Below are 22,341 nucleotides of genomic sequence, written 5' to 3'. Positions count from 1 at the left end.
GCAGCGACGGTCGGGGGCCACACGCAATGAGGCAGGCCCCGGATACCGGCTTCGTCACACAAATGACGGAGGCTGTCCGCCATGGGCTAGCGAATGCGAGGTGAGGCATGGCAGTGACCATGCTTCGTGGACTCGGGGCAGCGCGGCGCTATCGAGCAAACGAAAACGGAATGCCGCCTGAGCGAGCCCTTGCCGATATGAGACTCGAAGCTCGTGTACCGGATATCCAGCCGACAAACTTCCTTCCGGTCACTTCGCCGCCGTCGGTGCGGCTCGTCTGGCGGTTGGTATATCGCCTTCAGTCAGATCTGTAGAACGATAAAAAAACCGGCTGCGTGCTGCGGTCCAAAGGAGTTACTTGATGACAACCACTCGCCACTATCGAGGTTTCGATATTTCCCTGCTCGTGTATCCGCATTGCACGACTCAACCGGGATATGGTCACAATTACGAGGAAGGATTCGATGCTTCGATTCGCATCAGCGACCCGGATGCCGTGACGGGCAGCCCCCGAAGCCGCTTATTCCGTGTGCCCGGCAAGCGGCCTTTCGAGAGTGCCGGCGACGCAAGGCGCGCGTCGGTGGCCTACGCCGAAATGCTGATTGACGGTGACGGATCTGAACGCACTATCTGGGAAGCGGCCTGAGTGCTCCAGCCACAGCAATTCGGTGCGGCACGATAACCGTGAGCAACCGTAGCACGCGGCCGTGTTCACATTGACCCGCCTTTTGAGGGGGGCCCGTGCCAGTGGCCCTGCCTGCCAGGGAGATGCCACGCACAGTCCGCATAGACGGCCGCTTCAGCATGGCCGCCCGGCAGTTCCCGGTCAGTACCGCTTTTTCGGCGGCAACGACCGTTTGATCTGCTTGCGCAGGCGTGCCACTGCAGCAGCCTTTTTGCGTTTGCGTTCTGCGGTAGGTTTTTCATAGGCTGTCCGGACACGAAGTTCCGGAATCAGGCCTGTGCGCTCGATCGCGCGACGGAAACGGCGCAATGCAACTTCCACGGGCTCGTCGGGTTTCAGAATTACGGTAGTCAATTTTTTTTCCTTGGTTGAGATCCGCAAGCAATTGCGAATGGTGATGCGGATGTGCACGCAGCGTCGTGGCACAGGGACGGGACACAGCCGACAGTCGCATATCGCGCTATCAACGACGACGAAATGCGGCTCTTTGCGTTGCGCCGCCGCTCCGTTCATCCTTATGCCGAAAATTGATTCGGCCTTTCGTCAGGTCGTACACCGAGAGTTCAAGCGTTACCCGATCGCCTGCAAGGATGCGAATATGATTCTTGCGAATCCGACCGGACGCGTACGCCCCTACCACCACGCCATTGTCGAGCGTGACTCGGTAGCGGCTGTCTGATAGCACTTCGTCGACGATACCGTCGAGTTCCAGCAGTTCTTCTTTGGCCATTCAAAGGCTCCTGATCAATTGGCGTGACATGGGCTCAGATGCCGCATTGAGGAAGAGGCCGCGAGCGTTGTTGGATATACGCTCGCGCGGAAGTGGAAGGCATGAAATCGCTGGGCAGCCCTTGCGTCCTGGAAGTCATAGGCACCGCGTGGCCCGGCCGAGAATTAGGTACGCGAGGCCGACCGGTCAGACACTGCGGCGCGCAATGCCGGCCGGATGCGAGTCGGGGCGTGCAGTCCAGCGACCGCTGCTATCGCTTGCCTCACTGGACTATCAATTAAAGGAAGTGTCGCGACCAACCAACCCGCGTGTTTTAGGTGCTGTGCGAAGCGCACTAGCCCCGCATTGTAGCCGAAGACGCCATGTGCCCTGCCACTACCGGCGGGGCCAGAAGTGTTGTCAGCCATGCGTGCCGGTGATGCACAGTTCGGGATCCTGCGTGATGTTTGGGCGGGTTTTGTTGCACCCCCTGGTGACTCAGATGCGCTGGGTGTTTTGAACCGTGGCGTCGTCTTTAACCGCGCGTATCGATCCAGTTGAGTGCCCATTGGGTTGAGTGCTGCAAGGCCTGCTCTTCACTTTTGAAGTAGTCGAGCGAATAGAACCGGTAGCGGCCTTCGGCTCGCGCGCTATCGATGCGTTCGAGCAGCAAGTTAGATGAGAAGCTACCGTCGGACAAACGATGCGCCGAGGATTGGACAGCATAGCCGTTGTAATGTTGAATTCGTCTGTTTTGCATTTTAATTTTAATGATATTTGAGTGCGCACATGCCGTGCGAAAAGTGCACGGGCGCGCTGATTCAAAGCCATTCGAGCCGACTTCTGAAGCAGTCGAACAGCGAAAAATTGCGTCGAAGCCTGAGGGGAGATTGAGGCGCAAGAAGGCGTATGACGCTCTTGGCAAACTGCTCAACAAGCAGATGCCAATCAGGCGCGATTGCTCCAGCCGAGGGAGACGAAGCTCCGCGAGGGTGTCGCTGCAACCCGGCGTCCGTTGCGGGAGGCCGGGCTCTTGAACTTTACAGCGGCTTGATATTAGCCGCTTGCAGCCCCTTCGGGCCTTGCTTCGTTTCGAAGCTCACCTTCTGATTTTCAGCCAGCGTCTTGAAACCGTCGCCCCTGATTTCGGAGAAGTGAGCAAACAGGTCGTCGCCGCCCTTGTCTGGGGTGATGAAGCCAAAGCCTTTGCTGTCGTTGAACCACTTAACGGTGCCGGTATCCATACAGAATCCTTGAGAAAAAAATGCGAAAGTTTGCTCCATTAAAGAGCGCGTGAAGCTTCAAGGAGGGAGAGGACAACGAATACCGCGGAGGAGCGAGGAATTGATGAACAGCAATCGAACTTCTTGAACTTCGGAGTGAACAGTACCCGCCGGATGGACCAGCGTCAATACTTATCTTGTAACTGTTTCACCAAGCGGCCCGTTTTGCAGGCGAAGCGATGCGGCCACCAGCTACAAGGACCGTAAGGCGGTTGCCACCGCGCTGCGCCCGATTTACGCCGCAGCCAGCGAACAGGCCGCACAGCAGGCGCTGGGAGACTTCGCTCACGGGCTGCGGGGAACAAACGACGAGGCGGCAATCAAGCTGCTGTGGCTGCCGCTTCGTGATGTGATGGCCAAGTCCGTGCGAGCCGCATTCGACTGGCCATCCGCCATGAACTAAATTGCTATTCTTTTGGCGAGCGCTTCACGCACGCACGCGGATCACTCCGAAAACCGTCTCGCACACTAAATTGCGGACAGGTTCGGCCGAAAGCGCAAACCCGTCGAGATCGACTCGCGTTTGCATCCGGCGACGAAAGCGACTGTCTCTCCCGGTACTATCGACGTTATTAGGCCAAGGAGGCAGGTATGGATTTAACGGCCAGTGCGCTTCGCTACGCGCTCCAGGAGACGACGAAACGACGACCGCACACTCGCCGGATACGCGGCTCGCAGCAGTCACCAGACAAAGCAAACCCGCTTGTCACCCGTTCAGACCCGCGGAGGTCCGGTCAGCAGTCCGGTACGCGGTCGCGAACTAAGACAGACCCCGGCGACATCACACCCGGATCGATGATCGTTCAGGACGCGTTCAGTTTCCCCATTAGACCGGATACGGTCAATCTTTGAACGCGAGAGCAATAGAGAGGGTTCCCGTAAATCAGATTGCTTCGACCATTTGAAAGTTGACTCAGCGGAGCGAGGTCATCACCAATGCGCACCTATTGGCACGCCTGAAATGTCACTGGGCGCTCGTTAAGTCGCCGCTTTCCCGCTTCCAATACGAATGACCTTCGCGCCCGACCGCAGCCGATCCAGATAGTCGGCCCATTTCTGCTTCGTGCGGTTATAGGCTGTGCCGAGGCTGTCCGCTACCGTGTGAGCGAGTTGATGTTCGATCACTTCCGGCTTCTGTTCGAGTTCCTCGTGCAGATTCGTGCGTGCCATCGCGCGAAAGCCGTGCCCGGTGATCTCCGTGCGTGTGTCGTAGCCCAATCTACGAAGTGCCGCATTGATCGTAGCTTCGCTCATCGGCCGCTTGCGATCGCGCGCGCCAGGGAACACATAGCGGCCGGCATCGGTGAGCGCGTGCAGTTCTCTCTTGCGTTCATCCATCCAGCCGCGCGCGACTGCCTCGAAAGAGTTAGCCGCTGCAAGCCTGGCGGCTCGTTTTTCAAGGCGCTTGACGTTACTTGGGTCCAATCCCGCCGCCAACTTTTCGCGGGCATCGTCTCGTTTCTTCCGCGCCGCTGCGAGCGACACGTCCGGATAGACGCCGAGCGCGAGCGTTTTATCCTCTCCCGGCGAACCGATAGTTCATCCGCCAGTATTTCGCGCCGGACTTGTCGAGCTGGAGATACATGCGACCGCTGTCCGCGAGACGATTGCCGGTTCCCTCGGCGTTGTAGCGTGCGTTCCTAACCTGCACATCGGTCAGCGATATGGTGGTAGCTCCCTCTGGAAAGACCCAGAAACGAGCCAGATATCACAAAAAAATACCACCAGATACCACCGGCCGTCGACGAATCGAAACCGATCGCTGGGGAATAAAAAACCCCGCAAGGCCTTGATCTTGCGGGGTTTTTCGGAATTTATCGGCTCTCGCCGGAACAGCTTGTGGTGCCCAGGGCCGGAATCGAACCGGCACGCCTTGCGGCGGGGGATTTTGAGTCCCCTGCGTCTACCAATTTCACCACCTGGGCAGATACTGCAGCGCGCATCAGAAGTTCAGCGCGCGAGGAAGACGCAGATTATGGCCGAAAATCGGTCGACGGGCAAGCCGATTGCCTTCACCCGCCACAGTGCGTTCGCAACGAGCGGTCCTCAGACCGTGCGCGAGAACCGTGTGAGCGTCTGCTCGCCGAGATAGCGGTCGAATACCATCGCGAGATTGCGTACGAGCATGCGACCAGCCATCCGCACTTCGAGCTTGCGCGTGCCGAGCGAGATCAGCCCGTGGTCCTCGAATGCACGCAGACGCGCGAGCTCCGGCGCGAACGCGTCGGCGAAGTGGATGCCGTACGCCGCCTCGAATTCGTCGAAACGCAGTTCGAGGTTGCACATCAGTTGCGTGATCACGTCGCGCCGCAGACGGTCGTCGGCGGACAGGCGGATGCCGCGCGCGATCGCGAGCCGGCTTGCGTCGATCGCGTCGGTGTAGGCGGGCAGCTGTCGCGCGTTCTGCGCGTACACGTCGCCGACCTTGCCGATCGACGAGGCGCCGAAGCCGATCAGATCGCACTCGGCCCGCGTGCTATAGCCCTGGAAATTGCGATGCAGCGTGCGCTGTGCCTGCGCGCGCGCGAGTTCGTCGGTGGGCAGCGCGAAGTGATCCATGCCGATGTACACATAACCCGCCTGCGTCAGGCGCTCGACCACCCGTTGCAGCAGCGCGAGCCGCGCCTCGCTCGACGGCAGCGTCGCGGCATCCATCTGCCGCTGCATCTTGAAGAGCTGCGGCATGTGCGCATACGCGAACACCGACAGCCGGTCCGGCGCGAGTTCGAGCATCGTGTCGAGCGTGCGGCTGAAGCTCGCGACCGTTTGATGCGGCAGGCCGTAAATCAGATCGACGCCGATCGAATGAAAACCGTGCGCGCGCGCCGCTTGCATCACCGACGCGGTCATCTCGAACGGCTGGATGCGATTGATCGCCTGCTGCACGCGCGGATCGAAGTCCTGCACGCCGAGGCTCAGCCGGTTGAAGCCGAGATGGCGCAGCAGCGCGATCGTGTCGGGCGACGCCTCGCGCGGATCGACCTCGATCGAATATTCGGCTTGATCGTCGGGCAGCAGATTGAAGTGCTCGCGCGTTGCGGCCATCAATTCCGTCATCTCGTCATGCGACAAAAACGTCGGCGTGCCGCCGCCCCAATGCAGTTGCGACACGGGCCGCTGGGTATCGAAACACGCAGCCTGCAAGCCGATTTCGCGTTTGAGCCGCTCGAGGTACGGCCGCGCGTGCGCGCGGTTTTTCGTCACGACCTTGTTGCAGCCGCAGTAGAAGCACACGGTGTCGCAAAACGGAATATGGAAGTACAGCGATAGATCGGTCGAAGCGGCACCCGGATCGGCGGCGGCGCGGCGGTAGTCGGCGGTGTCGAACGATTCGCGGAACTGCGGCGCGGTCGGATAGGACGTATACCGGGGACCATTCGCGCTGTAGCGCGCGAGCAGGTCGGGGCGGAACAGGGTGTCGGCTAGGGACATGAGCGGTATCGGACGGTGGGCGGCTCTCGCGGCGTATCGCGTGTGCAAGGCCATTCGGGAGTTTTCAGTTTGAATGCGCGCCTGCGGGCTCCGTTTGTGTAAAAAGGTCGCACAGACAGGCAGTGGCACAATGCGGGTCTGGCAACGCGTTGCCAAGGTTCGAGTTCAGGAAAGATGACGTGGATCAAAGGTTGAAGAGCGCACGAGTGGACGATCACGCGTGCCGTCCCGATTGCGGCGCGTGCTGTATCGCGCCGTCGATTTCGAGTCCGATTCCGGGCATGCCCAATGGCAAGCCGGCGGGCGTTCGCTGCGTGCAACTCGGCGACGATCTGCGCTGCGCGATCTTCGGCCGGCCGAAGCGGCCCGCATGCTGCTCGGGTCTGCAGCCGCAACAGGAGATGTGTGGCGCGAATCGCAGTGAAGCGCTCGCGTGGCTCAAGCAACTCGAGGTGCAAACACAACCGGCATCGCATCCATGATGCGCGGCACGCGATAAGCGCCATCACCCACCTCAAAGCCAACGCCAGCCGATGTCCGCAAGGGCTTCCACAGGAGATTTCGCATGACTCGACCCGCAGCGCCGGCCCGGCGCCGCTTTCTGCGCGCCGCGCTGACCGGCTGCAGCGTGCTCGGCATCACCGTGTCGCTTGCGGCTTGCGCGAGCCCGACGTTTCCGTTCATGCCGTCGCAATACACGTTCTCGCAGAAGCAGGTGCAGGAGGCCGTGCAGCGCAAATTCCCGTATCAGCGCACGGTGTCGCAGGTGTTCGACGTCGCGCTGAGCAATCCGGTGGTGGGCATGCTGCCCGATGCGAACCGCGTGCAGGTGAAGCTCGACGCGCGTTTCGCCAGCCCGTTCCTGCAAGAGCCGGTCGACGGGGTGTTCACGCTGTCGAGCGAACTTGCCTACGACGCGGCGAGCCGTTCGGTGATCCTCAAGTCGCCGAGTGTCGATAACGTCAGCGTGAACGGCCAGGCGCAGATGTACACGCAGCAGATCAACGCGGCCGCGGCGCTGCTCGCGACCCAATTGCTGACCAACTATCCGATCTACACGTTCAAGCCCGAGCAACTGCAATTTGCCGGCGTCCATTACGAACCCGGTACAATCACCATCCTTACAAACGGCATACGCGTGCAGATCGTCGAAAGATGACGCGCACGCGCGGCCACGAGGGCCGCGCGTGCCAGTCATGACCGTGCCGGCCCATTTCGTTGCGACAACCAACTGCGATAAGGGGCACGGATGGACTGGCTACTGGCTTGCAAAGCGCTGATTCTCGGCGTGATCGAGGGTTTGACGGAGTTCCTGCCGGTGTCGAGCACCGGGCATCTGATCGTCGTCGGCAGTCTTATCGATTTCTCCGACGAGCACGCGAAGACCTTCGATGTCGTGATCCAGCTCGGCGCGATTCTCGCGGTGTGCTGGGAGTTTCGCCGTCGCATCGGCAACGTGATCGTGGGTCTGCCGAACCGGCCCGAAGCCCGCCGCTTCGCGCTGAACGTCATCATCGCGACGATTCCGGCGGTCGTGCTGGGCCTGCTGTTCGAAAAGTCGATCAAGGAGGCGCTGTTCGCGCCGGTGCCGGTGGCGTTCGCGCTGGTTGCGGGCGGCGTCGTGATCCTGTGGGCGGAGGCGCGTCAACGTGCGCGCGGCGACGCGGCGGTGCGAGTGCGCAGCATCGACGATCTGAGCCCGCTCGATGCATTGAAAGTCGGCCTCGCGCAGTGCTTCGCGCTGATTCCGGGGACCTCGCGCTCGGGCTCGACGATCATCGGCGGCATGCTGTTCGGCATCGAGCGCCGCGCCGCGATCGAGTTTTCCTTCTTTCTCGCGATCCCGATCATCTTCGGCGCGACCGCCTACGAGCTGTACAAGGACTGGAATCTGCTTACCACCGACGCGCTCGGCAGCTTCGCGCTCGGCTTCGCGGCTGCGTTCGTCAGTGCGTTCATTTGCATTCGCTGGCTGCTGCGCTACGTCGCGTCGCACGACTTCACGGTGTTCGCGTGGTATCGGATCGGCTTCGGTCTGCTGATCCTGCTGATCGGTTATAGCGGCGGGTTGAGCTGGGCCGATTGAGGCTGGCCGTGCGATGAAAAAAGGTCCGCGAATGCGGACCTTTTTTCGTTGGCTTGCCGTTTCGTCGCGTTACGCGGCGGCGCGCTTGCGGAATACCAGGTCCCACACGCCGTGGCCGAGCCGCAGGCCGCGCCGCTCGAACTTCGTCACCGGACGATAGTCGGGCCGCGGTGCGTAGGTGTCGGCGGTGTTTTCGAGCAGCGGATTGGCACCGAGCACTTCGAGCATCTGTTCGGCGTAGTTCTGCCAGTCGGTCGCGCAATGCAGATACGCACCCGGCTTCAGACGCGACACGAGCAGCGCGACGAACTTCGGCTGGATCAGCCGGCGTTTGTGGTGGCGCGCCTTGTGCCACGGATCGGGGAAGAAGATGTGCACGCCGTCCAGGCTGTCGGGCGCGATCATGTGTTCGAGCACTTCGACCGCGTCGTGCTGGATGATGCGGATGTTCGTCAGCGACTGCTCGCCGATCAGCTTCAGCAGCGCGCCGACGCCGGGCTCGTGGACTTCGACGCCGAGGAAGTCGTCGCCGGGACGCTGTGCGGCGATCTCCGCGGTGGTGGCGCCCATGCCGAAGCCGATCTCCAGCACGCGCGGCGCTTCGCGGCCGAACACGCCGGTCCAGTCGGGCTGCTGCGGCGCGTAGGGCACGACGAAGCGCGGGCCGAACTCATCGAGCGCGCGGCGCTGGCCGGTCGACACGCGACCCGCGCGCGTGACGAAGCTGCGGATGCGGCGGTGATGAAGCGTGTCTGCCGGTGTCGCACCGGGCGTGCCGTCGAAGTCGTTCGTCTCGTCGCGGGTGGACTGGTCTGCTGCGCTCGTGGGAGTCGGGGAGTCGTTCGGGAGACCGGAGTCGTTTGGATCGTGGATCATCGTCGATGCTGCTGCAAGGGTGAGGGCTGCGCGGCTTGCGCGCTGTGCCGGGCCGTTGCCACTACAAAAAAGCCGCCTTCAGGGAGGCGGCTCTTGCTAGCTTCCGCTGAATAGTCAGCAGGAAAGTGGAGCGGGCGATGGGAATCGAACCCACGGCTCTAGCTTGGGAAGCTAGGGTATTACCATTATACGACGCCCGCGGAACTCGCGATTTTACAGGCTTTTGGGCGGTTTGGGCAGGGGTATGGTTCGCGCGCACGAACAGCCCGCCCGCCTGTTCGCGTTGACGGCCAGAACAGCGCGCGTCTTCAGATGGCGTCTGCGCCTGCCGTTAACCCGTGTGCTGCCCAACACCGTGCGCTTGCACACCCGCAAGCCGGCACGCCCCCGGCGCTCCCCATCCTGTTCAAGAGACTTTCCCAAGATGCAGTGGTTTTCCAATCTGAAACTGAGCCACAAGCTTGTCGGCTCGTTGATGCTGTGCGCGTTGGTGACGGCCATCGTCGGCACGGTCGGTGTTCTGAAGGTGCGCGAAGTCGCGACGATGCAAACCGAAATGTACGACCGCGAATTCGTGCCGGTGCGCGACGACGGCACCGCCGCGTGGCAGGCGGCCTCGCACTTCCGCCGCCTCTATTCGTACATCCTGAATCCGGAGCCGGCGGGTCGCGCCGATACGGTGCGCCTGAATCACGGCGGTGAAGCGGCGATCCTGGCCGCGTTCGACTACGAGCGCAAGCACGCGACCACCGACGCGCAAAAGCAATTGCTGAGCGACTTCGACGCCGCCTATCCGGCCTATATGAGCTCGGTCTCGAAGGTGATGGCGCTGGCCGACCAGGGCGATCAGACCGGCGCGCTCGCCGAGCTCAAATCGACCACCGACCCGCTGCACGTCAAGCTGCGCACATTGATGATCAAGCTGTCGGACGTCCGGGATGAGTTGGCCAGACAGCGCGTCGCGAACGGCGTCGACATGGTTCGCTCGGTGACTTGGTGGATCGCGAGCTGCGCGCTCGTCGGCGTCGCGATTGCGATCGGCTTGGGGCTGCTGGTGACGCGGGCGGTCGTGCGGCAGATCGGCGGCGAACCGGCCGAAGTCGCGAAGGTCGTCGAGCAGATCGCGGGCGGCGACTTGAGCCAGCGCCTGAACACCGGCGCGGCCGATGAGCGCAGCATCCTGCGCGCGGTCGCGCACATGCAGGAGCGTCTCGCGTCGACGATCGGCTCGATCCGCGAAAGCGCCGAGTCGGTCAGCATCGCTTCGCAGCAGATCGCGAGCGGCAACATCGATCTGTCCGCGCGCACCGAAGAGCAGGCCGCTTCGCTCGAACAGACCGCGGCGAGCATGTCGGAGTTGACGCAGACCGTCGGCCGCAACAGCGACAACGCACGAAACGCGAGCGCGCTCGCGACTCAGGCCGCACAGGTCGTCAACACCGGCAACACGGCGGTCGAGGGCATGGTGCGCACGATCGGCGAGATCAGCGGCAGCTCGACGAAGATCTCGGAGATTACCGGCGTGATCGAAGGCATCGCGTTCCAGACGAATATTCTCGCGTTGAACGCGGCGGTCGAGGCGGCGCGCGCGGGCGAGCAGGGGCGCGGTTTCGCGGTGGTCGCGAGCGAGGTGCGTAACCTCGCGCAGCGCTCGGCCAGCGCGGCGAAGGAGATCAAGGAGATGATCACGACGTCGGTTGCGATAATCGAGGGCGGCACGCAGCAGGCGGCCGAAGTCAGCACGACGATGGCGGATATCAAGGACGCGATTCATCGCGTGTCGAATATCGTCGGCGAGATCGCGACGGCCTCCGAAGAGCAGAACCGCAGCATTCACCAGGTCGGCCAGGCCGTCACGCAGATGGACGAGACCACGCAGCAGAACGCGGCCCTCGTCGAACAGGCCGCGGCGGCTGCGCAATCGCTCGAAGCGCAGGCGCGCAAGATGAAGCAGACGGTGTCGGTGTTCCGGACGGCGGAGAGCCGGGCCTTTGCGGCGGCCTTGCCAAAGCCGGCGCCGGCGCCCACTCGAGCGTCGGCGCGCCTGCGTGTCGACCAGCCGGCGTTGCCTCAGGCCGCGGCGGCCTTGCCTGCGCGCGAGCGCGTGGCGGCGACCCCGGCAGCGCAGAGTGACTGGAGTACGTTCTGATCCACGGCTCGCGACCGAGCCTGGCGATCCGGAAATTGACCGCCTGAGGCGGTCGAAGCCGCCACGGCGATCAGCAGACACGAAAACGCCGCCGCATGCAGTCGCAAGCGGCGGCGTCTCGAGCGCGATCAGCTCAGATCACAAAATAAGTCAGCTGAACCGCCGCGCGCGTGACGACCATCTGCAGCACCTGCACGATCACGAACAGCAGGATCGGCGACAGATCGATACCGCCGAATTTCGGCAGCACGCGGCGCAGCGGATTCAGAAATGGCGCCGTCAGCTGATACAGAATCGGCATCGCCGGCGAGCGCGGATTGAGCCACGACAGCAGCGCCATCAGGATCGTCATCCAGATGACCAGATTGAGCGCCCACTTGATCGCGGTCAGCACCGCGACGATCAGCAGCGTCGGCACGAGCGTCAGCGGATCGGCGCCGGTCATCACGATCATCAGGACGACGTAGATAATCGCGGCGATCAGCGTCGCGGCCACGCTCGCCCAGTCGATCCTGCGCGTGCTCGGCAGAATGTGCCGCAGCGGCAGCACGATCCAGTTGGTCGCCTGCAGCACGGCGTTCGAGACCGGGTTGTACGGCGGCAGGCGCACGACCTGCAGCCACGCGCGTAACAGCAGCGCGGCGCCGAACAGCGTGAAAATGGTATTGAGCAGAAAACGGGCGATATCGCCAAACATCTCGTGTCCTTATGCTTCTGATAACGGCCACCGGCGGGCCGCGGGCTGCCGGCGTCGCAAGATCGGTGCGCGCCGGCGGTTTTCTGAATTTACCTGGTTAGCCAACCGGAGGTTCGACGCCATTGCGCACCGCCTGCCGGTGGTTGTCTGTCCGGCATCACACGGAAGTCCGGACCTCGCTGATCAGGATCGTGCCATTGCCGCCGTCCGTGTAGTTCGGGATATCCGCCAATAGTTGCTCGGACGCGGGCTTGAACACTTCATAGAAATCGTCCGCGCTGTCGAACAGGAAGTGACCCGCGGCCACGTAAGGAGGCGGCGTGCCGGGCGGCCCGGCGTTCAGGCCCGCGTCGACCGACCAGCCTTTCAGCGCCGGCCCGAACAGCTTCGCCGCGAGCGGCATATGGGTCGCGCAGTAGTAGTCCATGTCGAAGCGGCCATTTTCCCGGTACGGGTAGAGGATGCTGACCTTGATCATTGTGCGTTCTCGTCTGTTGATCCCGAGGCGCGGCGCGGGTCGTCGCGTGGTTCGCATCTGCTTCGCCCGGGGCGCCGGACGTCACATTATCACGGCTTACTTGACGCTTGCACCTGCTGCCGCCTGATTCAGCGAGCGGCCCAGCGATTCTTCCACAGCTTCGGAGATCGCTTCAATCGTCGCGGGCGGCGCGGCACGCCGTCGGGCGAGGTTGACCGCGCGGCGCGTCAGCAGACCGTAGAGCGCGGCATGGTCGCCGTCGAAGCTTTCGAGCAGCGCCAGCTGCTTCTCGACGACACCCGCGTCGCCGCGCGATACCGGCCCCGCGAGCGCGTTCGGCAGGCCCTTGTCGCGCGCCGTTTCGATCGTGCCGGCGAGCATCGGCAGAAGCGCGCGCAGCGCATCGTCCTCGGCGAAGCCGAGCGTGCGCCACAACGCGACGCATTCGGCGAGGCTGCAAAGCGCAAAGCTCGCCGCGTAGTGCGCGGCGGCGTGATACAGCATGCGGCCGCCCGGCGGAATCGACAGCGGATGGCAGCGCAGCGCGAGCGCGAGCGCGGTCAGTGTCTCCTTCAGTTCGCCGTCGGCTTCGATCGTCACCGAACAGCCGTCGATCCGCTCGAGATCCGCGAGCTCGCCGCTAAATAGATACAGCGGATGAAAGCCGCCGATCGCCGCACCCTGATCGCGCGCCGGCGCCAGCAATTCGACCGGCGACGCGCCGCTGCAGTGCACGAGCGCCTTGCCGGGGTGGCTTGCCGCATCGCCGCCAAAGCGGAGTGTGTGCGCTGTCGTACCGATGCTATCGTCGGGAACGGCTAAAAAAACGATATCGGCAGCGTCGACGACTTGTTGCGGGTCGTCAGAGGCCATGCAGTGTGCGATCTGGGCGGCGAGCCGGCGCGCGGAATCGGCCGAGCGGCTCGCCACCGCGGTGACCGGGTAGCCGGCGCGCGCGAACGCGAGCGCGAGACAGCGCGCAAGCCGCCCCGCGCCGATGAAGCCGACGCGCGGCAAGGAAGACTGGGACATGGTCACCTGCTCCAGACGGATCGTGTGAATGGGAAAGCAGCAGTATCTCGCATCCGCAAAGCGCGGGCGCGATCCTGCCCCTTGCGCGGCTCGACAGCTGTCGTCGGATGAGTTTGCGGGCGATATGGCGCCACCGGTTGGTCATCGGGCGGCGCGACGCCCACGGGTGTGAAAACTGCTCACAATCGTAGTGACAGGAACAGTGGTCGATGAGCCGGTTTTGACGGTCGTATTTTCGTACTTCGTTCGTAGTCAGAAAATCGGGAGGGGTAGCGATGAGTATTTTTTCTTACCGAAAACACTTGCGGTTCCTGACGCACGCCCAGCGCCGTCGCTGGTGGGATCAGAAAAAGCGCCTGACGCCGCGCGTGCGGATCAGCGGCGCGTATGTGCCGCCCAATGTGTCCCGCGAATTCGTGTACGTGAAGGTCGGCTAGTCGCGCGGTCTTCGCAGGTGAGAAAGTGCCCGGCTCGAGCCATTGAGCCGGGCATTTTTTTATTGGGAAATTCCTCCCGGCTGTCAGGATTGAAGCGAATTTGTAATTAAAGTTTACCGATGCGCGAACTCTAGCCCCTCGCGTTCGATCAGACCTATCACCCGCGGCCCGTCGCTCGCGTGCAACCCCTTGATTCACGGCTCCTTTGGCTGTCGCCGCGACGGCGCGTGGGCGCGCACGTGCGGCGCCCGGCAAAACGCTTCGGCTTGCCCTTGCAATTTGCAACAAATGCGAACAGTTCGGCCGGGGCTTTTTAGATACATTGATTCCACAGCATGCGCGGCATGCGCAGTCGGCGACCTTGGCAGGCCGCGCTAGGAGAATAGAAGTGAAAAAGATCGTTCCATTCGTCGTTGCAGCCGCACTCGGCTTGGGACTTGCCGGGGCTGCGGAGGCAGGTGTTTCCGTTGGTATCGGCCTTGGGGTGCCGATCGCGCCGGCCTATCCGGTGTACGCGGCGCCGCCGCCCGTCTATTACGCGCCGCCGCCTCCGCCGGTGTATGCGCCGCCGGTTGTCGTCGCCCCCGCTCCAGTAGTGGTCGGAGGCTATTACGGCTATGGCCATCCTTATTATCGTGGCTACTACCACGGCTACCGTGGCTACTATCGCGGCTGGTACGGGCACCCGTACTATCGTCATTAAGAAGCGCGGGCGCGTGTGACGCGCGCGGGAACCTCGACGGCGTAACACCGGCTTGTGCCGGGTTACGCCGCTTCCATTTGTATCGCTGGTTTTGCTTTCCGCCGTGTTTCCTCGCAGGTGTCGCGCGCTCGCGCGAGCACTGTTCCAAAGCGTGGATGAAGCTGGGAGAATGGCTGCTTCGCCATCGCTCCAGGAGAGTTTCGCCGATGCAAGCGCTTCCCGCTCCCACCTTCGATGACGTCCTCGACGCCGCCACGCGTCTCGAAGGCGTCGCGCACCGTACCCCCGTTCTGACGTCGAGCACGTTCGACGAGCGCACCGGCGCGTCGGTGTTCTTCAAGTGCGAAAACTTCCAGCGCATGGGCGCGTTCAAGTTCCGCGGCGCGTACAACGCGATTTCGCATTTCGACGCAGAGCAGCGCAAGGCCGGAGTGCTGACCTATTCGTCGGGCAATCACGCGCAGGCCATCGCGTTGTCGGCGCGCCTCGCCGGCATTCGCGCGACGATCGTGATGCCCCACGACGCGCCCGAGGCCAAGGTCGCCGCGACCAAAGGCTACGGCGGCGAAGTGATCACGTACGATCGCTACAAGGAAAATCGCGAGGAGATCGGCCGGCGCCTGGCCGAGGAGCGTGGCATGACGCTGATTCCGCCGTACGATCATCCGCACGTGATTGCCGGGCAGGGTACCGCGGTCAAAGAACTGATCGACGAAACCGGCCCGCTCGACTTGTTGTTCGTGTGCCTTGGAGGCGGTGGGTTGATCAGCGGCAGCGCGTTGTCGGCGGCCGCGCTGAGCCCTGCTTGCACGGTGATCGGCATCGAGCCCGAAGCGGGCAACGACGGCCAGCAGTCGCTCGCGCGCGGCGAGATCGTGCATATCGATACCCCGCGCACGATCGCCGATGGCGCGGCCTCGACGCATCTGGGCCATTACACGTTCGCGGTCATCCGTCGGCTGGTCGCGCGAATTGAAACGGTCAGCGATGCGCAACTGATCGAGACGATGCGCTTTTTCGCGCAGCGCATGAAGATCGTCGTCGAACCGACCGGTTGCCTCGCGGCGGCGGCGGTGCTGAATGGCATCGTGCCGGTGAAGGGCAAGCGCGTCGGCGTGGTGGTGAGCGGCGGCAACGTCGATTTGCCGAAGCTCGCGCAGTACCTCGCATGAGCGACTCACGTCGAGCCGCATGAAGAAACGGCTCGCCGATGCGAGCCGCTTTCTTATGCGTGAACCGTTTCAGCTTGCTACTTGTGCAGTGCTTTGTACGATCAGGTCGCGATACCCGTTGACGATCACGCTGTACGAGAAATAGGCGAACAGCAGCGCCGAGAGAACGTGACACGCCCGCAGCAGACCGGCGCCCGCGCGCTTGCGTCCGTGGCTGCCGAGCCCGCAGATAAAAAGGGTCCAGCACAGGCCGCCGAGAAAGAAGCCGCCGAGGAAGATCAGCGCGGTCGTCGGGCTCGTTGCGCCGGCTTTCGCGATCAGCGCGCCGCCGACCGCCGCGAACCACAGGATCGCCGAAGGCGACGACACCGCGAGCAGCACGCCGCGCAGGAAGCCGCGCCATGGCGACTGATGCGCAGTAGCGTCGCCTTCGCCGGCAACAGCGGGTGCCGTGGCCGGGAACATCGCTTCACGCGCCATCTTCCAGGTGAGAAACAGCAGGATCGCCGCGCCGCCGATCCACACGACCCAGCGCACCGATTCGAAGTGCAGCAGCGCAGCCATGCCCACGAGCGCGAGCGCCGCGTAAATGAGATCGCCGACGCACGAGCCGAGGCCGAGCCAGAAGCCCGGCCGGAAGCCGTGCGACAGCGTCAGCGAAATGATCGCGACGTTGACGAGACCAATATCGAGGCATAGCGACAAGGACAGAAAAAAGCCGTCCGACATCATTGAAAAAGCGTGCATCCGCGCGAGCGCTCCATCCGTTATTAGTTGTGTTGTTTGGCGCGCGTTTACAGACCGAGGCCCAACTCGTTCCACAAGCTGTCGATACGCTGCTTGACCGCCTCGTCCATCACGATCGGGCGGCCCCATTCGCGGTCGGTTTCGCCCGGCCACTTGTTGGTCGCGTCGAGCCCCATCTTCGAGCCGAGGCCGGCTACCGGCGACGCGAAATCGAGATAGTCGATCGGCGTGCGGTCGACTAGCACCGTGTCGCGCGTCGGGTCCACTCGCGTGGTGATCGCCCAGATCACTTCGTTCCAGTCGCGGATATTGACGTCCTCATCGACGACGACGATGAACTTCGTATACATGAACTGCCGCAGGAAGCTCCACACCCCGAACATCACGCGCTTCGCATGGCCGGGGTAGCTCTTCTTCATCTGCACGATCGCCATGCGGTAGCTGCAGCCTTCGGGCGGCAAATAAAAGTCGGTGATCTCGGTGAACTGCTTCTGCAGCAGCGGCACGAAAACTTCGTTCAGCGCGACGCCGAGGACCGCGGGCTCGTCGGGCGGTTTGCCGGTGTAGGTGGAGTGATAGATCGCGTCGCGGCGCATCGTGATCCGCTCGACCGTGAAGACCGGGAACCACTCCTGTTCGTTGTAGTAGCCGGTGTGATCGCCATACGGGCCTTCGAGCGCGTGTTCGTACATGGCCGACGCACCCTTCGACGGACGCGGCGGCGCGCCGGCCGGAGCGGACGAGGGCGCGCCTTCCTGCGGATAGATGAAGCCTTCGAGCACGATCTCGGCGCGCGCGGGCACTTGCAGACCGTCGACGCCCGGCGTGATGCATTTCGCGAGCTCGGTGCGCCCGCCGCGCAGCAGGCCGGCGAACTGGTATTCGGACAGCGTGTCGGGCACCGGCGTGACCGCGCCGAGGGTCGTCGCCGGGTCCGCGCCGAGCACGACGGCCACTGGATACGGCTTGCCGGGATTTTTCAGCGCGAACTCGCGGAAATCGAGCGCGCCGCCGCGATGCGCGAGCCAGCGCATGATCAGTTTGTTGCGGCCAATCAGTTGCTGTCGATAGATACCCAGGTTTTGTCGGCTCTTGTTCGGCCCTTTCGTGACGGTCAGACCCCAGGTGATCAGCGGCCCGGCGTCACCGGGCCAGCACGTCTGGATGGGCAATTTTCCGAGGTCGACGTCGTGGCCTTCCCAGACGATTTCCTGGCAGGGCGGCGCGCTGACCGTCTTCGGCGCCATGTCCCACACGGCCTTCGCTAGCGAGAGCAGCTTGCCGGCGTCCTTGAACCCTTTCGGCGGTTCGGGTTCCTTCAGCGCGGAGAGGAGCCGGCCGACGTCGCGCAGCGATTCGAGCGCCGCCTGGTCGCCCGCGCCCGCTTCGGCATCGATGCCCATGCCGAGCGCGACGCGGCGCGGCGTGCCGAACAGATTGCCGAGCACCGGGAACGCGTGCCGCTCGGTGTTCTCGAACAGCAGAGCCGGACCGCCCGCGCGCAACACGCGGTCGCACAGTTCGGTCATTTCGAGATTCGGCGACACGTTTTGCGAAATTCGGCGCAATTCACCGATCGCCTCGAGGCGGCCAGTGAAATCGCGCAAGTCTTTGTATTTCATCTGTGACGGTTCAGGGCCGCATGCGCGGCGCATAGGACTGGTGGCGCAGCAGGACCGACAGCGGTACCCTATGCGGCGCAAAAAACGATTGTCGATTTTACCTGCGTTAGCCACCGCACGTAGATCAACCAAATGATCTATCCCGAACAGTCAGGGTCGGGTCGCCTAAAACGCACATAGAACAGGGCTTCCGGCGGACTGAACACTGTTTATAATTACAAATAGTTATAGATATTGCATTCTATAGTGTTGACGATCTATAAAACCGTGCATAGAATCCGTCGACATTGGTTGCAGGGCGTTAACCTTTTTACCGTCGCCCCCGGTCCTCAGACGCAACGCGTCACCGTTTTACTTCCCTGCAGGGTAGAACGGCATTATTGAAGTCCCTCACCAGCGTCCACCAACGCTGGTTTTTCGCGTGGGAGCCAAGCCCGTACACATTGAGTTATGTGGGCTGTTTTTGAGATGGCTCCCCGAAACGGTATTTGTTGCCGTTTTCCCGACGTCGCTGCTGCCCAACCAGAGAGCACGCGATGTCTTGACTCTGCGAGCGCGCTGTACCGCCTGATTTGACCCGGCGGAGTTCGCGGATCATGCAAGATGGGAGATCTGAATGAACGCCTGGTTATCGTGGCGTCCTGATGAGCGTATTGCGCAGGTTGTGCGCGGTGCGCTGCGCCGCGGGACGCGACTGAGTCATCACCTGTTCAGCATTGTCGGCGGGATCGCCGTGGTGCTGGCTCTCGCACTGTGGCTGATGCCGACCTGGCGCGGCGCGCTGGCTGCGCGTCTGATGCCGGTCATTTCCGCCGCCGTGCAAGCGGGTCCCGCCCGCCTGCTGCAAGGCAACCCGCTGCCGGCCATCGGACCGACCAGAAACGCCGGTGCATCCTCCGACGAATCGCTGTCGGCCAATTCACCGAGCGCGCCGAACACGCCGAGCCCCGCCGATGGGTCGAGCGACGGCAGCATGACCCTGACCTCGGCGACCACCAGCTTCGACGGCGCGTTCGACAACGCTGCCGCGCAGGGCACCAGCACCGTCGCGCTCAACGGCCTCGATCCGCGCACGATGCAGGGCGTCAGCGCGCTCGCGCGTCTGATTCCGCAGCAACGCGTGTCCGCCGATGCGCGGGACGACCGCGTGCTCGTGTCGAGCCACGAGCAGGACCTGGTCGCGTCGTACCTTGCGCGGCGCTATCGTGTCGCTCAGGAGCCCGTCAGCGAGCTCGTGAAGGCCGCGTTCGACACCGGCCGCGAAGTCGGCCTCGATCCGCTGCTGCTGCTCTCAGTGATGGCGATCGAATCGGGCTTCAATCCCTACGCCGAGAGCGGCGTCGGCGCACAGGGCCTGATGCAGGTGATGTCGAAGGTGCATTCGGACAAATTTCAGTATTTCGGCGGCCAGAGCGCTGCGCTCGAACCGCTCGCGAACATCAAGGTCGGCGCGCTCGTGCTGAAGGATTGCATCGCGCGCGGCGGCTCGCTGCCGGGCGGCCTGCGTCTGTACGTCGGCTCGAGCACGCCGGACGACGGTGGCTACGGCGCGAAGGTGATGGCCGAGCGCGGTCGCCTGCGCGATGTCGCGCGCGGCCGCAAGGTGCCGATCAATGCGCCGCAGGCTCCGGTGCTGAGCGCGTCGACGACGCCGGCGCCAGCCGCCTCGACGAGCGGCGGCAACGGCAAGCGCATCCAGGTGACATTGCAGGGCGGCCACGCGCTGAGCTCGGCGACTCCGGCGGCGCACTCGCAGCCGGCCGATCAGCAGGACGACGCCAGCGCCAATTCGGCAACGCGCCATGTGGCGTCGGCGTCGGAGCTGGGGGCTTGAGTTAGACATTTGCTAGCCGCATGCAAAAAAGGACACCCCAAGGTGTCCTTTTTTGCGTCTGGCAGGCCGGTAGCCGCCGGCTCAGTGCCTCAACATCAATGCCGCCCGAACAGCTTCGCCAGCCGCTCGACAGCCTCTTCGAGCTTCGGATACGCGGTCGCATACGACAGCCGGATGTAGTCCCTCGGCGCGTGCGTGCCGAAGTCCATGCCCGGCACCAGCACAACGCCGGCATCGTGCAGCATCGCCTTCGTGAGCGCCGCGCTGTCGCCGGCCGCGGGATGCGCGACACCGCGGCAGTCGGCGTACACGTAGAACGCGCCGTCGGGCATTACGGGCACCGAGAAGCCGAGCGATTCGAGCGCCGGCGCGATGAAGTCGCGGCGGCGCTTGAATTCGAGGCGCCGCGCTTCGTAGATCGCGATCGTCTCCGGCTCGAAGCAGGCGAGCGCCGCGTGCTGCGCGAGCGCCGACGCGCAGATGAACAGGTTTTGCGCGAGCTTTTCGAACGCGCTGACCATCGCGGGCGGCACGACGAGCCAGCCGAGTCGCCAGCCGGTCATGTTGAAGTACTTCGAGAAGCTGTTGACGGTGACCACGTCGTCGCCGAACGACAGCGCCGACACGGGCTTCGCGTCGTAGCTGAGGCCCTGGTAGATCTCGTCGACGATCGTGAAGCCGCCGCGCGCGCGCACGGCCTTGACGATCCGCTCGAGTTCGGCCGGCTCGATCGACGTGCCGGTCGGATTCGACGGCGACGCGAGCAGCACGCCGCGGGTGCGCTCGCCCCACAGGCGTTCGACGTCGGCGGCGGTCAGCTGGAAGCGCTCGGCCGGCCCGCTCGGCACCATGACAGGCCTGCCTTCGGCGGCGATCACGAAATGGCGGTTGCACGGATAGCACGGGTCGGGCATCAGCACTTCGTCGTCGCGATCGACGAGCGCCGCGCACGCGAGCAGCAGCGCTGCCGACGCGCCCGCCGTGACCACGATCCGCGCCGGATCGACGTCGATGCCGTAGAACTCGGCGTAATGCGCGGAAATCGCGTCGCGCAGCTCGTGCACGCCGAGCGCGTTCGTGTATTGCGTGACGCCGCGGCGCAGCGCGCTCGCGGCCGCCTCGATGACCGGTTCGGGCGCGGTGAAATCCGGCTCGCCGATGCCCATGTGAATGATGTCGCGCCCGGCTCGTTCGAGCATCGCGGCCTCTTTGGCCAGTTCCATCACGTAGAAAGGCTGGATGGCATCGACGCGCGCGGCAAGCCGCACGAGAGGTTCGGTCACGGAGTTCATACGGTCGGATCCAATTCAGAAGCAGGGAACGGCGCCCACTCATCGAATGATGCGCTCATCGATGCGCGCGGCGGCGTCCTTGCGGGCGCGGCGTGGGGGGCCGATGCACGGCATGGCCCCGCCCGCGCAGCGCTCAGCTCTTACGAGCCGCCTGCGTTTCGGCGGCGCGCAGTTGCGCCGAGAGCTTGTCGAGCACGCCGTTCACGTACTTGTAGCCATCCGAGCCGCCGAACGTCTTGGTCAGCTCGACCGCTTCGTTGATGACCACGCGATACGGAATGTCGACGTGATTCTTCAGTTCGAACGCGGCGACCAACAGCACCGCGCGTTCGACCGGCGACAGCTGATCGATCGGACGATCGAGGCACGGCGCGATCGCGGCGGACAATTCCTCGGAGTCGCGCATCACGCCATGCAGGATTGCGTCCAGATGCTCGTGGTCGGCCTTGTCGTAACCTTGCGCGCCGCGCAGTTGGGCGTCGATCTCACCGCCGGGCGAGCCCGACAGCAGCCACTGGTAAAGCCCCTGCGTGGCCAGTTCGCGGGAGCGTCGGCGTGCGCTCTTCATGCCTCTTCCTCGTCGTCTTCGTCTTCATCTTCGTCGTCATCGCCGCCGAGCTGTTCGAGCGCAACCGCGAGGTTCGCCATCTCGACAGCCACGCGCGCGGCGTCGCGACCCTTCTCGGTCATGCGCGCGACGGCCTGCTCGTCGTTCTCGGTGGTCAGCACCGCGTTCGCGACCGGAATGCCGAAGTCGAGGCCGATGCGCGTGATGCCCGCGCCGCTTTCGTTCGACACGAGTTCGAAGTGGTACGTCTCACCGCGGATCACCGCGCCGAGCGCGATCAGCGCGTCGAATTGCGCGCTTTCAGCGAGCTTTTGCAGCGCAAGCGGGATTTCCAGCGCGCCCGGCACCGTGACGAGCAGCACGTCTTCGCCGGTCACGCCGAGGCGTTCGAGTTCTTCGATGCAGGAGTCGGCGAGGCCGTTGCAGACGGGTTCGTTAAAGCGCGCCTGGACGATGCCGATGCGCAGTCCGTCGCCGTCGAGATTCGGTTGATATTGTCCGATTTCCATGTGAATTCCGTAGTGTTTGAGTGGGCGCGA

General features: G+C 63.6%; 23 protein-coding genes, 2 tRNA genes and 2 pseudogenes. 10 read left to right on the top strand and 17 right to left on the bottom strand.

The features are described from left to right. Positions 1–361 precede the first annotated feature (361 nt). On the top strand, positions 362–646 hold the full coding sequence (locus tag AB3X94_RS27485) for a hypothetical protein (RefSeq protein WP_176105284.1): 285 nt from the start codon (positions 362–364) through the stop codon (positions 644–646). Positions 647–826: 180 nt separating this feature from the next. On the opposite strand, the gene rpsU is transcribed toward AB3X94_RS27485, so the two are convergent. The 4 genes from rpsU to AB3X94_RS27465 form a co-directional block, all read right to left on the bottom strand. After that, positions 827–1,039, bottom strand: coding sequence for a 30S ribosomal protein S21 (gene rpsU, locus AB3X94_RS27480; RefSeq protein WP_013090247.1), 213 nt, complete (start codon positions 1,037–1,039; stop codon positions 827–829). A gap of 109 nt (positions 1,040–1,148) precedes the next feature. Further along, the gene (gene infA, locus AB3X94_RS27475; RefSeq protein ID WP_368613228.1) at positions 1,149–1,415 is read right to left on the bottom strand and encodes a translation initiation factor IF-1; all 267 of its coding nucleotides are present in this window, start codon (positions 1,413–1,415) and stop codon (positions 1,149–1,151) included. A gap of 514 nt (positions 1,416–1,929) precedes the next feature. After that, positions 1,930–2,154, bottom strand: a complete 225-nt coding sequence (locus AB3X94_RS27470; RefSeq protein ID WP_152853742.1) for a hypothetical protein — start codon at positions 2,152–2,154, stop codon at positions 1,930–1,932. 280 nt (positions 2,155–2,434) lie between these two features. Further along, positions 2,435–2,638, bottom strand: coding sequence for a cold-shock protein (locus AB3X94_RS27465; protein ID WP_008919208.1), 204 nt, complete (start codon positions 2,636–2,638; stop codon positions 2,435–2,437). 229 nt (positions 2,639–2,867) lie between these two features. On the opposite strand from AB3X94_RS27465, the pseudogene AB3X94_RS27460 reads away from it, so the two are divergent. Further along, positions 2,868–3,080 (top strand): annotated as a pseudogene (locus AB3X94_RS27460) (hypothetical protein); the annotation flags it as partial. Positions 3,081–3,655: 575 nt separating this feature from the next. Here the strand turns inward: AB3X94_RS27460 and AB3X94_RS27455 are convergent. The 3 genes and pseudogenes from AB3X94_RS27455 to hemN all read right to left on the bottom strand — a co-directional run bounded on the left by AB3X94_RS27455 (position 3,656) and on the right by hemN (position 6,109). Next, positions 3,656–4,343 (bottom strand): annotated as a pseudogene (locus tag AB3X94_RS27455) (tyrosine-type recombinase/integrase). A gap of 174 nt (positions 4,344–4,517) precedes the next feature. Further along, a tRNA-Leu gene (locus tag AB3X94_RS27450) sits at positions 4,518–4,602 on the bottom strand. Between the two features lie 121 nt (positions 4,603–4,723). Further along, positions 4,724–6,109 (bottom strand): oxygen-independent coproporphyrinogen III oxidase, encoded by a 1,386-nt coding sequence (gene hemN, locus AB3X94_RS27445; RefSeq protein ID WP_368613227.1) that lies wholly within the window; start codon positions 6,107–6,109, stop codon positions 4,724–4,726. A gap of 179 nt (positions 6,110–6,288) precedes the next feature. Here hemN and AB3X94_RS27440 point away from each other — a divergent pair, with 179 nt between their 5' ends. The 3 genes from AB3X94_RS27440 to AB3X94_RS27430 all read left to right on the top strand — a co-directional run bounded on the left by AB3X94_RS27440 (position 6,289) and on the right by AB3X94_RS27430 (position 8,195). Continuing rightward, positions 6,289–6,591 carry a YkgJ family cysteine cluster protein gene (locus tag AB3X94_RS27440; protein ID WP_368613226.1) on the top strand — a complete coding sequence of 101 codons (303 nt, stop codon included), beginning with the start codon at positions 6,289–6,291 and terminating at the stop codon, positions 6,589–6,591. An 83-nt stretch (positions 6,592–6,674) separates the two neighbouring features. Beyond that, positions 6,675–7,268, top strand: coding sequence for a DUF1439 domain-containing protein (locus AB3X94_RS27435; RefSeq protein ID WP_176105287.1), 594 nt, complete (start codon positions 6,675–6,677; stop codon positions 7,266–7,268). A 90-nt stretch (positions 7,269–7,358) separates the two neighbouring features. After that, positions 7,359–8,195 (top strand): undecaprenyl-diphosphate phosphatase, encoded by an 837-nt coding sequence (locus tag AB3X94_RS27430; protein ID WP_368613225.1) that lies wholly within the window; start codon positions 7,359–7,361, stop codon positions 8,193–8,195. A 69-nt stretch (positions 8,196–8,264) separates the two neighbouring features. On the opposite strand, the gene trmB is transcribed toward AB3X94_RS27430, so the two are convergent. Further along, positions 8,265–9,071 (bottom strand): tRNA (guanosine(46)-N7)-methyltransferase TrmB, encoded by an 807-nt coding sequence (trmB, locus tag AB3X94_RS27425; protein ID WP_176105289.1) that lies wholly within the window; start codon positions 9,069–9,071, stop codon positions 8,265–8,267. A 126-nt stretch (positions 9,072–9,197) separates the two neighbouring features. Next, positions 9,198–9,271, bottom strand: a tRNA-Gly gene (locus AB3X94_RS27420). Positions 9,272–9,495: 224 nt separating this feature from the next. On the opposite strand from AB3X94_RS27420, the gene AB3X94_RS27415 reads away from it, so the two are divergent. Beyond that, the gene (locus AB3X94_RS27415) at positions 9,496–11,220 is read left to right on the top strand and encodes a methyl-accepting chemotaxis protein (RefSeq protein WP_368613224.1); all 1,725 of its coding nucleotides are present in this window, start codon (positions 9,496–9,498) and stop codon (positions 11,218–11,220) included. A 133-nt stretch (positions 11,221–11,353) separates the two neighbouring features. Here the strand turns inward: AB3X94_RS27415 and AB3X94_RS27410 are convergent, their stop codons facing one another. From AB3X94_RS27410 to AB3X94_RS27400, 3 genes are all read right to left on the bottom strand, one after another. Next, complete coding sequence (locus AB3X94_RS27410) at positions 11,354–11,917, bottom strand: YggT family protein (protein WP_176105291.1); 564 nt, start codon at positions 11,915–11,917, stop codon at positions 11,354–11,356. Positions 11,918–12,074: 157 nt separating this feature from the next. Next, entirely contained in the window at positions 12,075–12,395 is a 321-nt protein-coding gene (locus tag AB3X94_RS27405) for an EthD family reductase (protein WP_176105292.1), read from the bottom strand. 96 nt (positions 12,396–12,491) lie between these two features. Continuing rightward, entirely contained in the window at positions 12,492–13,427 is a 936-nt protein-coding gene (locus tag AB3X94_RS27400; protein WP_176105293.1) for a Rossmann-like and DUF2520 domain-containing protein, read from the bottom strand. Between the two features lie 275 nt (positions 13,428–13,702). Here AB3X94_RS27400 and AB3X94_RS27395 point away from each other — a divergent pair, with 275 nt between their 5' ends. The 3 genes from AB3X94_RS27395 (at position 13,703) to AB3X94_RS27385 (ending at position 15,739) form a co-directional block, all read left to right on the top strand. After that, on the top strand, positions 13,703–13,864 hold the full coding sequence (locus tag AB3X94_RS27395; RefSeq protein WP_013090236.1) for a hypothetical protein: 162 nt from the start codon (positions 13,703–13,705) through the stop codon (positions 13,862–13,864). A 388-nt stretch (positions 13,865–14,252) separates the two neighbouring features. Further along, positions 14,253–14,567: a hypothetical protein gene (locus AB3X94_RS27390; protein WP_176105294.1), complete on the top strand. Its 315-nt coding sequence runs from the start codon at positions 14,253–14,255 to the stop codon at positions 14,565–14,567. A gap of 206 nt (positions 14,568–14,773) precedes the next feature. Further along, on the top strand, positions 14,774–15,739 hold the full coding sequence (locus AB3X94_RS27385; protein ID WP_176105295.1) for a threo-3-hydroxy-L-aspartate ammonia-lyase: 966 nt from the start codon (positions 14,774–14,776) through the stop codon (positions 15,737–15,739). Positions 15,740–15,808: 69 nt separating this feature from the next. On the opposite strand, the gene AB3X94_RS27380 is transcribed toward AB3X94_RS27385, so the two are convergent. After that, the gene (locus AB3X94_RS27380; protein ID WP_368613223.1) at positions 15,809–16,486 is read right to left on the bottom strand and encodes a LysE family translocator; all 678 of its coding nucleotides are present in this window, start codon (positions 16,484–16,486) and stop codon (positions 15,809–15,811) included. A gap of 47 nt (positions 16,487–16,533) precedes the next feature. Beyond that, positions 16,534–18,108, bottom strand: coding sequence for a UbiD family decarboxylase (locus AB3X94_RS27375; protein WP_368613222.1), 1,575 nt, complete (start codon positions 18,106–18,108; stop codon positions 16,534–16,536). 616 nt (positions 18,109–18,724) lie between these two features. Between AB3X94_RS27375 and AB3X94_RS27370 the strand changes: the two genes are divergently transcribed. Then, positions 18,725–19,942 carry a transglycosylase SLT domain-containing protein gene (locus AB3X94_RS27370; protein ID WP_368613221.1) on the top strand — a complete coding sequence of 406 codons (1,218 nt, stop codon included), beginning with the start codon at positions 18,725–18,727 and terminating at the stop codon, positions 19,940–19,942. A 95-nt stretch (positions 19,943–20,037) separates the two neighbouring features. Here the strand turns inward: AB3X94_RS27370 and AB3X94_RS27365 are convergent, their stop codons facing one another. From AB3X94_RS27365 to ribH, 3 genes are all read right to left on the bottom strand, one after another. Then, positions 20,038–21,234: a pyridoxal phosphate-dependent aminotransferase gene (locus AB3X94_RS27365; protein ID WP_176105299.1), complete on the bottom strand. Its 1,197-nt coding sequence runs from the start codon at positions 21,232–21,234 to the stop codon at positions 20,038–20,040. 133 nt (positions 21,235–21,367) lie between these two features. Beyond that, complete coding sequence (nusB, locus tag AB3X94_RS27360) at positions 21,368–21,802, bottom strand: transcription antitermination factor NusB (RefSeq protein ID WP_176105300.1); 435 nt, start codon at positions 21,800–21,802, stop codon at positions 21,368–21,370. After that, positions 21,799–22,311 carry a 6,7-dimethyl-8-ribityllumazine synthase gene (ribH, locus tag AB3X94_RS27355; RefSeq protein WP_013090228.1) on the bottom strand — a complete coding sequence of 171 codons (513 nt, stop codon included), beginning with the start codon at positions 22,309–22,311 and terminating at the stop codon, positions 21,799–21,801. Before ribH ends, nusB begins: the two co-directional genes overlap by 4 nt. Positions 22,312–22,341: the final 30 nt, after the last annotated feature.

It is taken from the genome of Paraburkholderia sp. BR10923, from assembly GCF_040948765.1.
Taxonomy (GTDB): Bacteria; Pseudomonadota; Gammaproteobacteria; order Burkholderiales; family Burkholderiaceae; genus Paraburkholderia; species Paraburkholderia youngii.
Note: the sequence above shows the minus strand (reverse complement) of the source record. Positions and strands in the feature narration are given on the sequence as shown.

What these genes read in the sequence shown, in the direction of transcription:
- AB3X94_RS27485 (WP_176105284.1), top strand. Translation starts at nt 362, where the DNA reads ATGACAACCACTCGCCACTATCGAGGTTTCGATATTTCCCTGCTCGTG.
- infA (WP_368613228.1), bottom strand. Translation starts at nt 1,415, where the DNA reads ATGGCCAAAGAAGAACTGCTGGAACTCGACGGTATCGTCGACGAAGTG.
- AB3X94_RS27470 (WP_152853742.1), bottom strand. Translation starts at nt 2,154, where the DNA reads ATGCAAAACAGACGAATTCAACATTACAACGGCTATGCTGTCCAATCC.
- AB3X94_RS27465 (WP_008919208.1), bottom strand. Translation starts at nt 2,638, where the DNA reads ATGGATACCGGCACCGTTAAGTGGTTCAACGACAGCAAAGGCTTTGGC.
- hemN (WP_368613227.1), bottom strand. Translation starts at nt 6,109, where the DNA reads ATGTCCCTAGCCGACACCCTGTTCCGCCCCGACCTGCTCGCGCGCTAC.
- AB3X94_RS27435 (WP_176105287.1), top strand. Translation starts at nt 6,675, where the DNA reads ATGACTCGACCCGCAGCGCCGGCCCGGCGCCGCTTTCTGCGCGCCGCG.
- AB3X94_RS27430 (WP_368613225.1), top strand. Translation starts at nt 7,359, where the DNA reads ATGGACTGGCTACTGGCTTGCAAAGCGCTGATTCTCGGCGTGATCGAG.
- trmB (WP_176105289.1), bottom strand. Translation starts at nt 9,071, where the DNA reads ATGATCCACGATCCAAACGACTCCGGTCTCCCGAACGACTCCCCGACT.
- AB3X94_RS27415 (WP_368613224.1), top strand. Translation starts at nt 9,496, where the DNA reads ATGCAGTGGTTTTCCAATCTGAAACTGAGCCACAAGCTTGTCGGCTCG.
- AB3X94_RS27410 (WP_176105291.1), bottom strand. Translation starts at nt 11,917, where the DNA reads ATGTTTGGCGATATCGCCCGTTTTCTGCTCAATACCATTTTCACGCTG.
- AB3X94_RS27405 (WP_176105292.1), bottom strand. Translation starts at nt 12,395, where the DNA reads ATGATCAAGGTCAGCATCCTCTACCCGTACCGGGAAAATGGCCGCTTC.
- AB3X94_RS27400 (WP_176105293.1), bottom strand. Translation starts at nt 13,427, where the DNA reads ATGTCCCAGTCTTCCTTGCCGCGCGTCGGCTTCATCGGCGCGGGGCGG.
- AB3X94_RS27395 (WP_013090236.1), top strand. Translation starts at nt 13,703, where the DNA reads ATGAGTATTTTTTCTTACCGAAAACACTTGCGGTTCCTGACGCACGCC.
- AB3X94_RS27385 (WP_176105295.1), top strand. Translation starts at nt 14,774, where the DNA reads ATGCAAGCGCTTCCCGCTCCCACCTTCGATGACGTCCTCGACGCCGCC.
- AB3X94_RS27380 (WP_368613223.1), bottom strand. Translation starts at nt 16,486, where the DNA reads ATGCACGCTTTTTCAATGATGTCGGACGGCTTTTTTCTGTCCTTGTCG.
- AB3X94_RS27375 (WP_368613222.1), bottom strand. Translation starts at nt 18,108, where the DNA reads ATGAAATACAAAGACTTGCGCGATTTCACTGGCCGCCTCGAGGCGATC.
- AB3X94_RS27370 (WP_368613221.1), top strand. Translation starts at nt 18,725, where the DNA reads ATGAACGCCTGGTTATCGTGGCGTCCTGATGAGCGTATTGCGCAGGTT.
- AB3X94_RS27365 (WP_176105299.1), bottom strand. Translation starts at nt 21,234, where the DNA reads ATGAACTCCGTGACCGAACCTCTCGTGCGGCTTGCCGCGCGCGTCGAT.
- nusB (WP_176105300.1), bottom strand. Translation starts at nt 21,802, where the DNA reads ATGAAGAGCGCACGCCGACGCTCCCGCGAACTGGCCACGCAGGGGCTT.
- ribH (WP_013090228.1), bottom strand. Translation starts at nt 22,311, where the DNA reads ATGGAAATCGGACAATATCAACCGAATCTCGACGGCGACGGACTGCGC.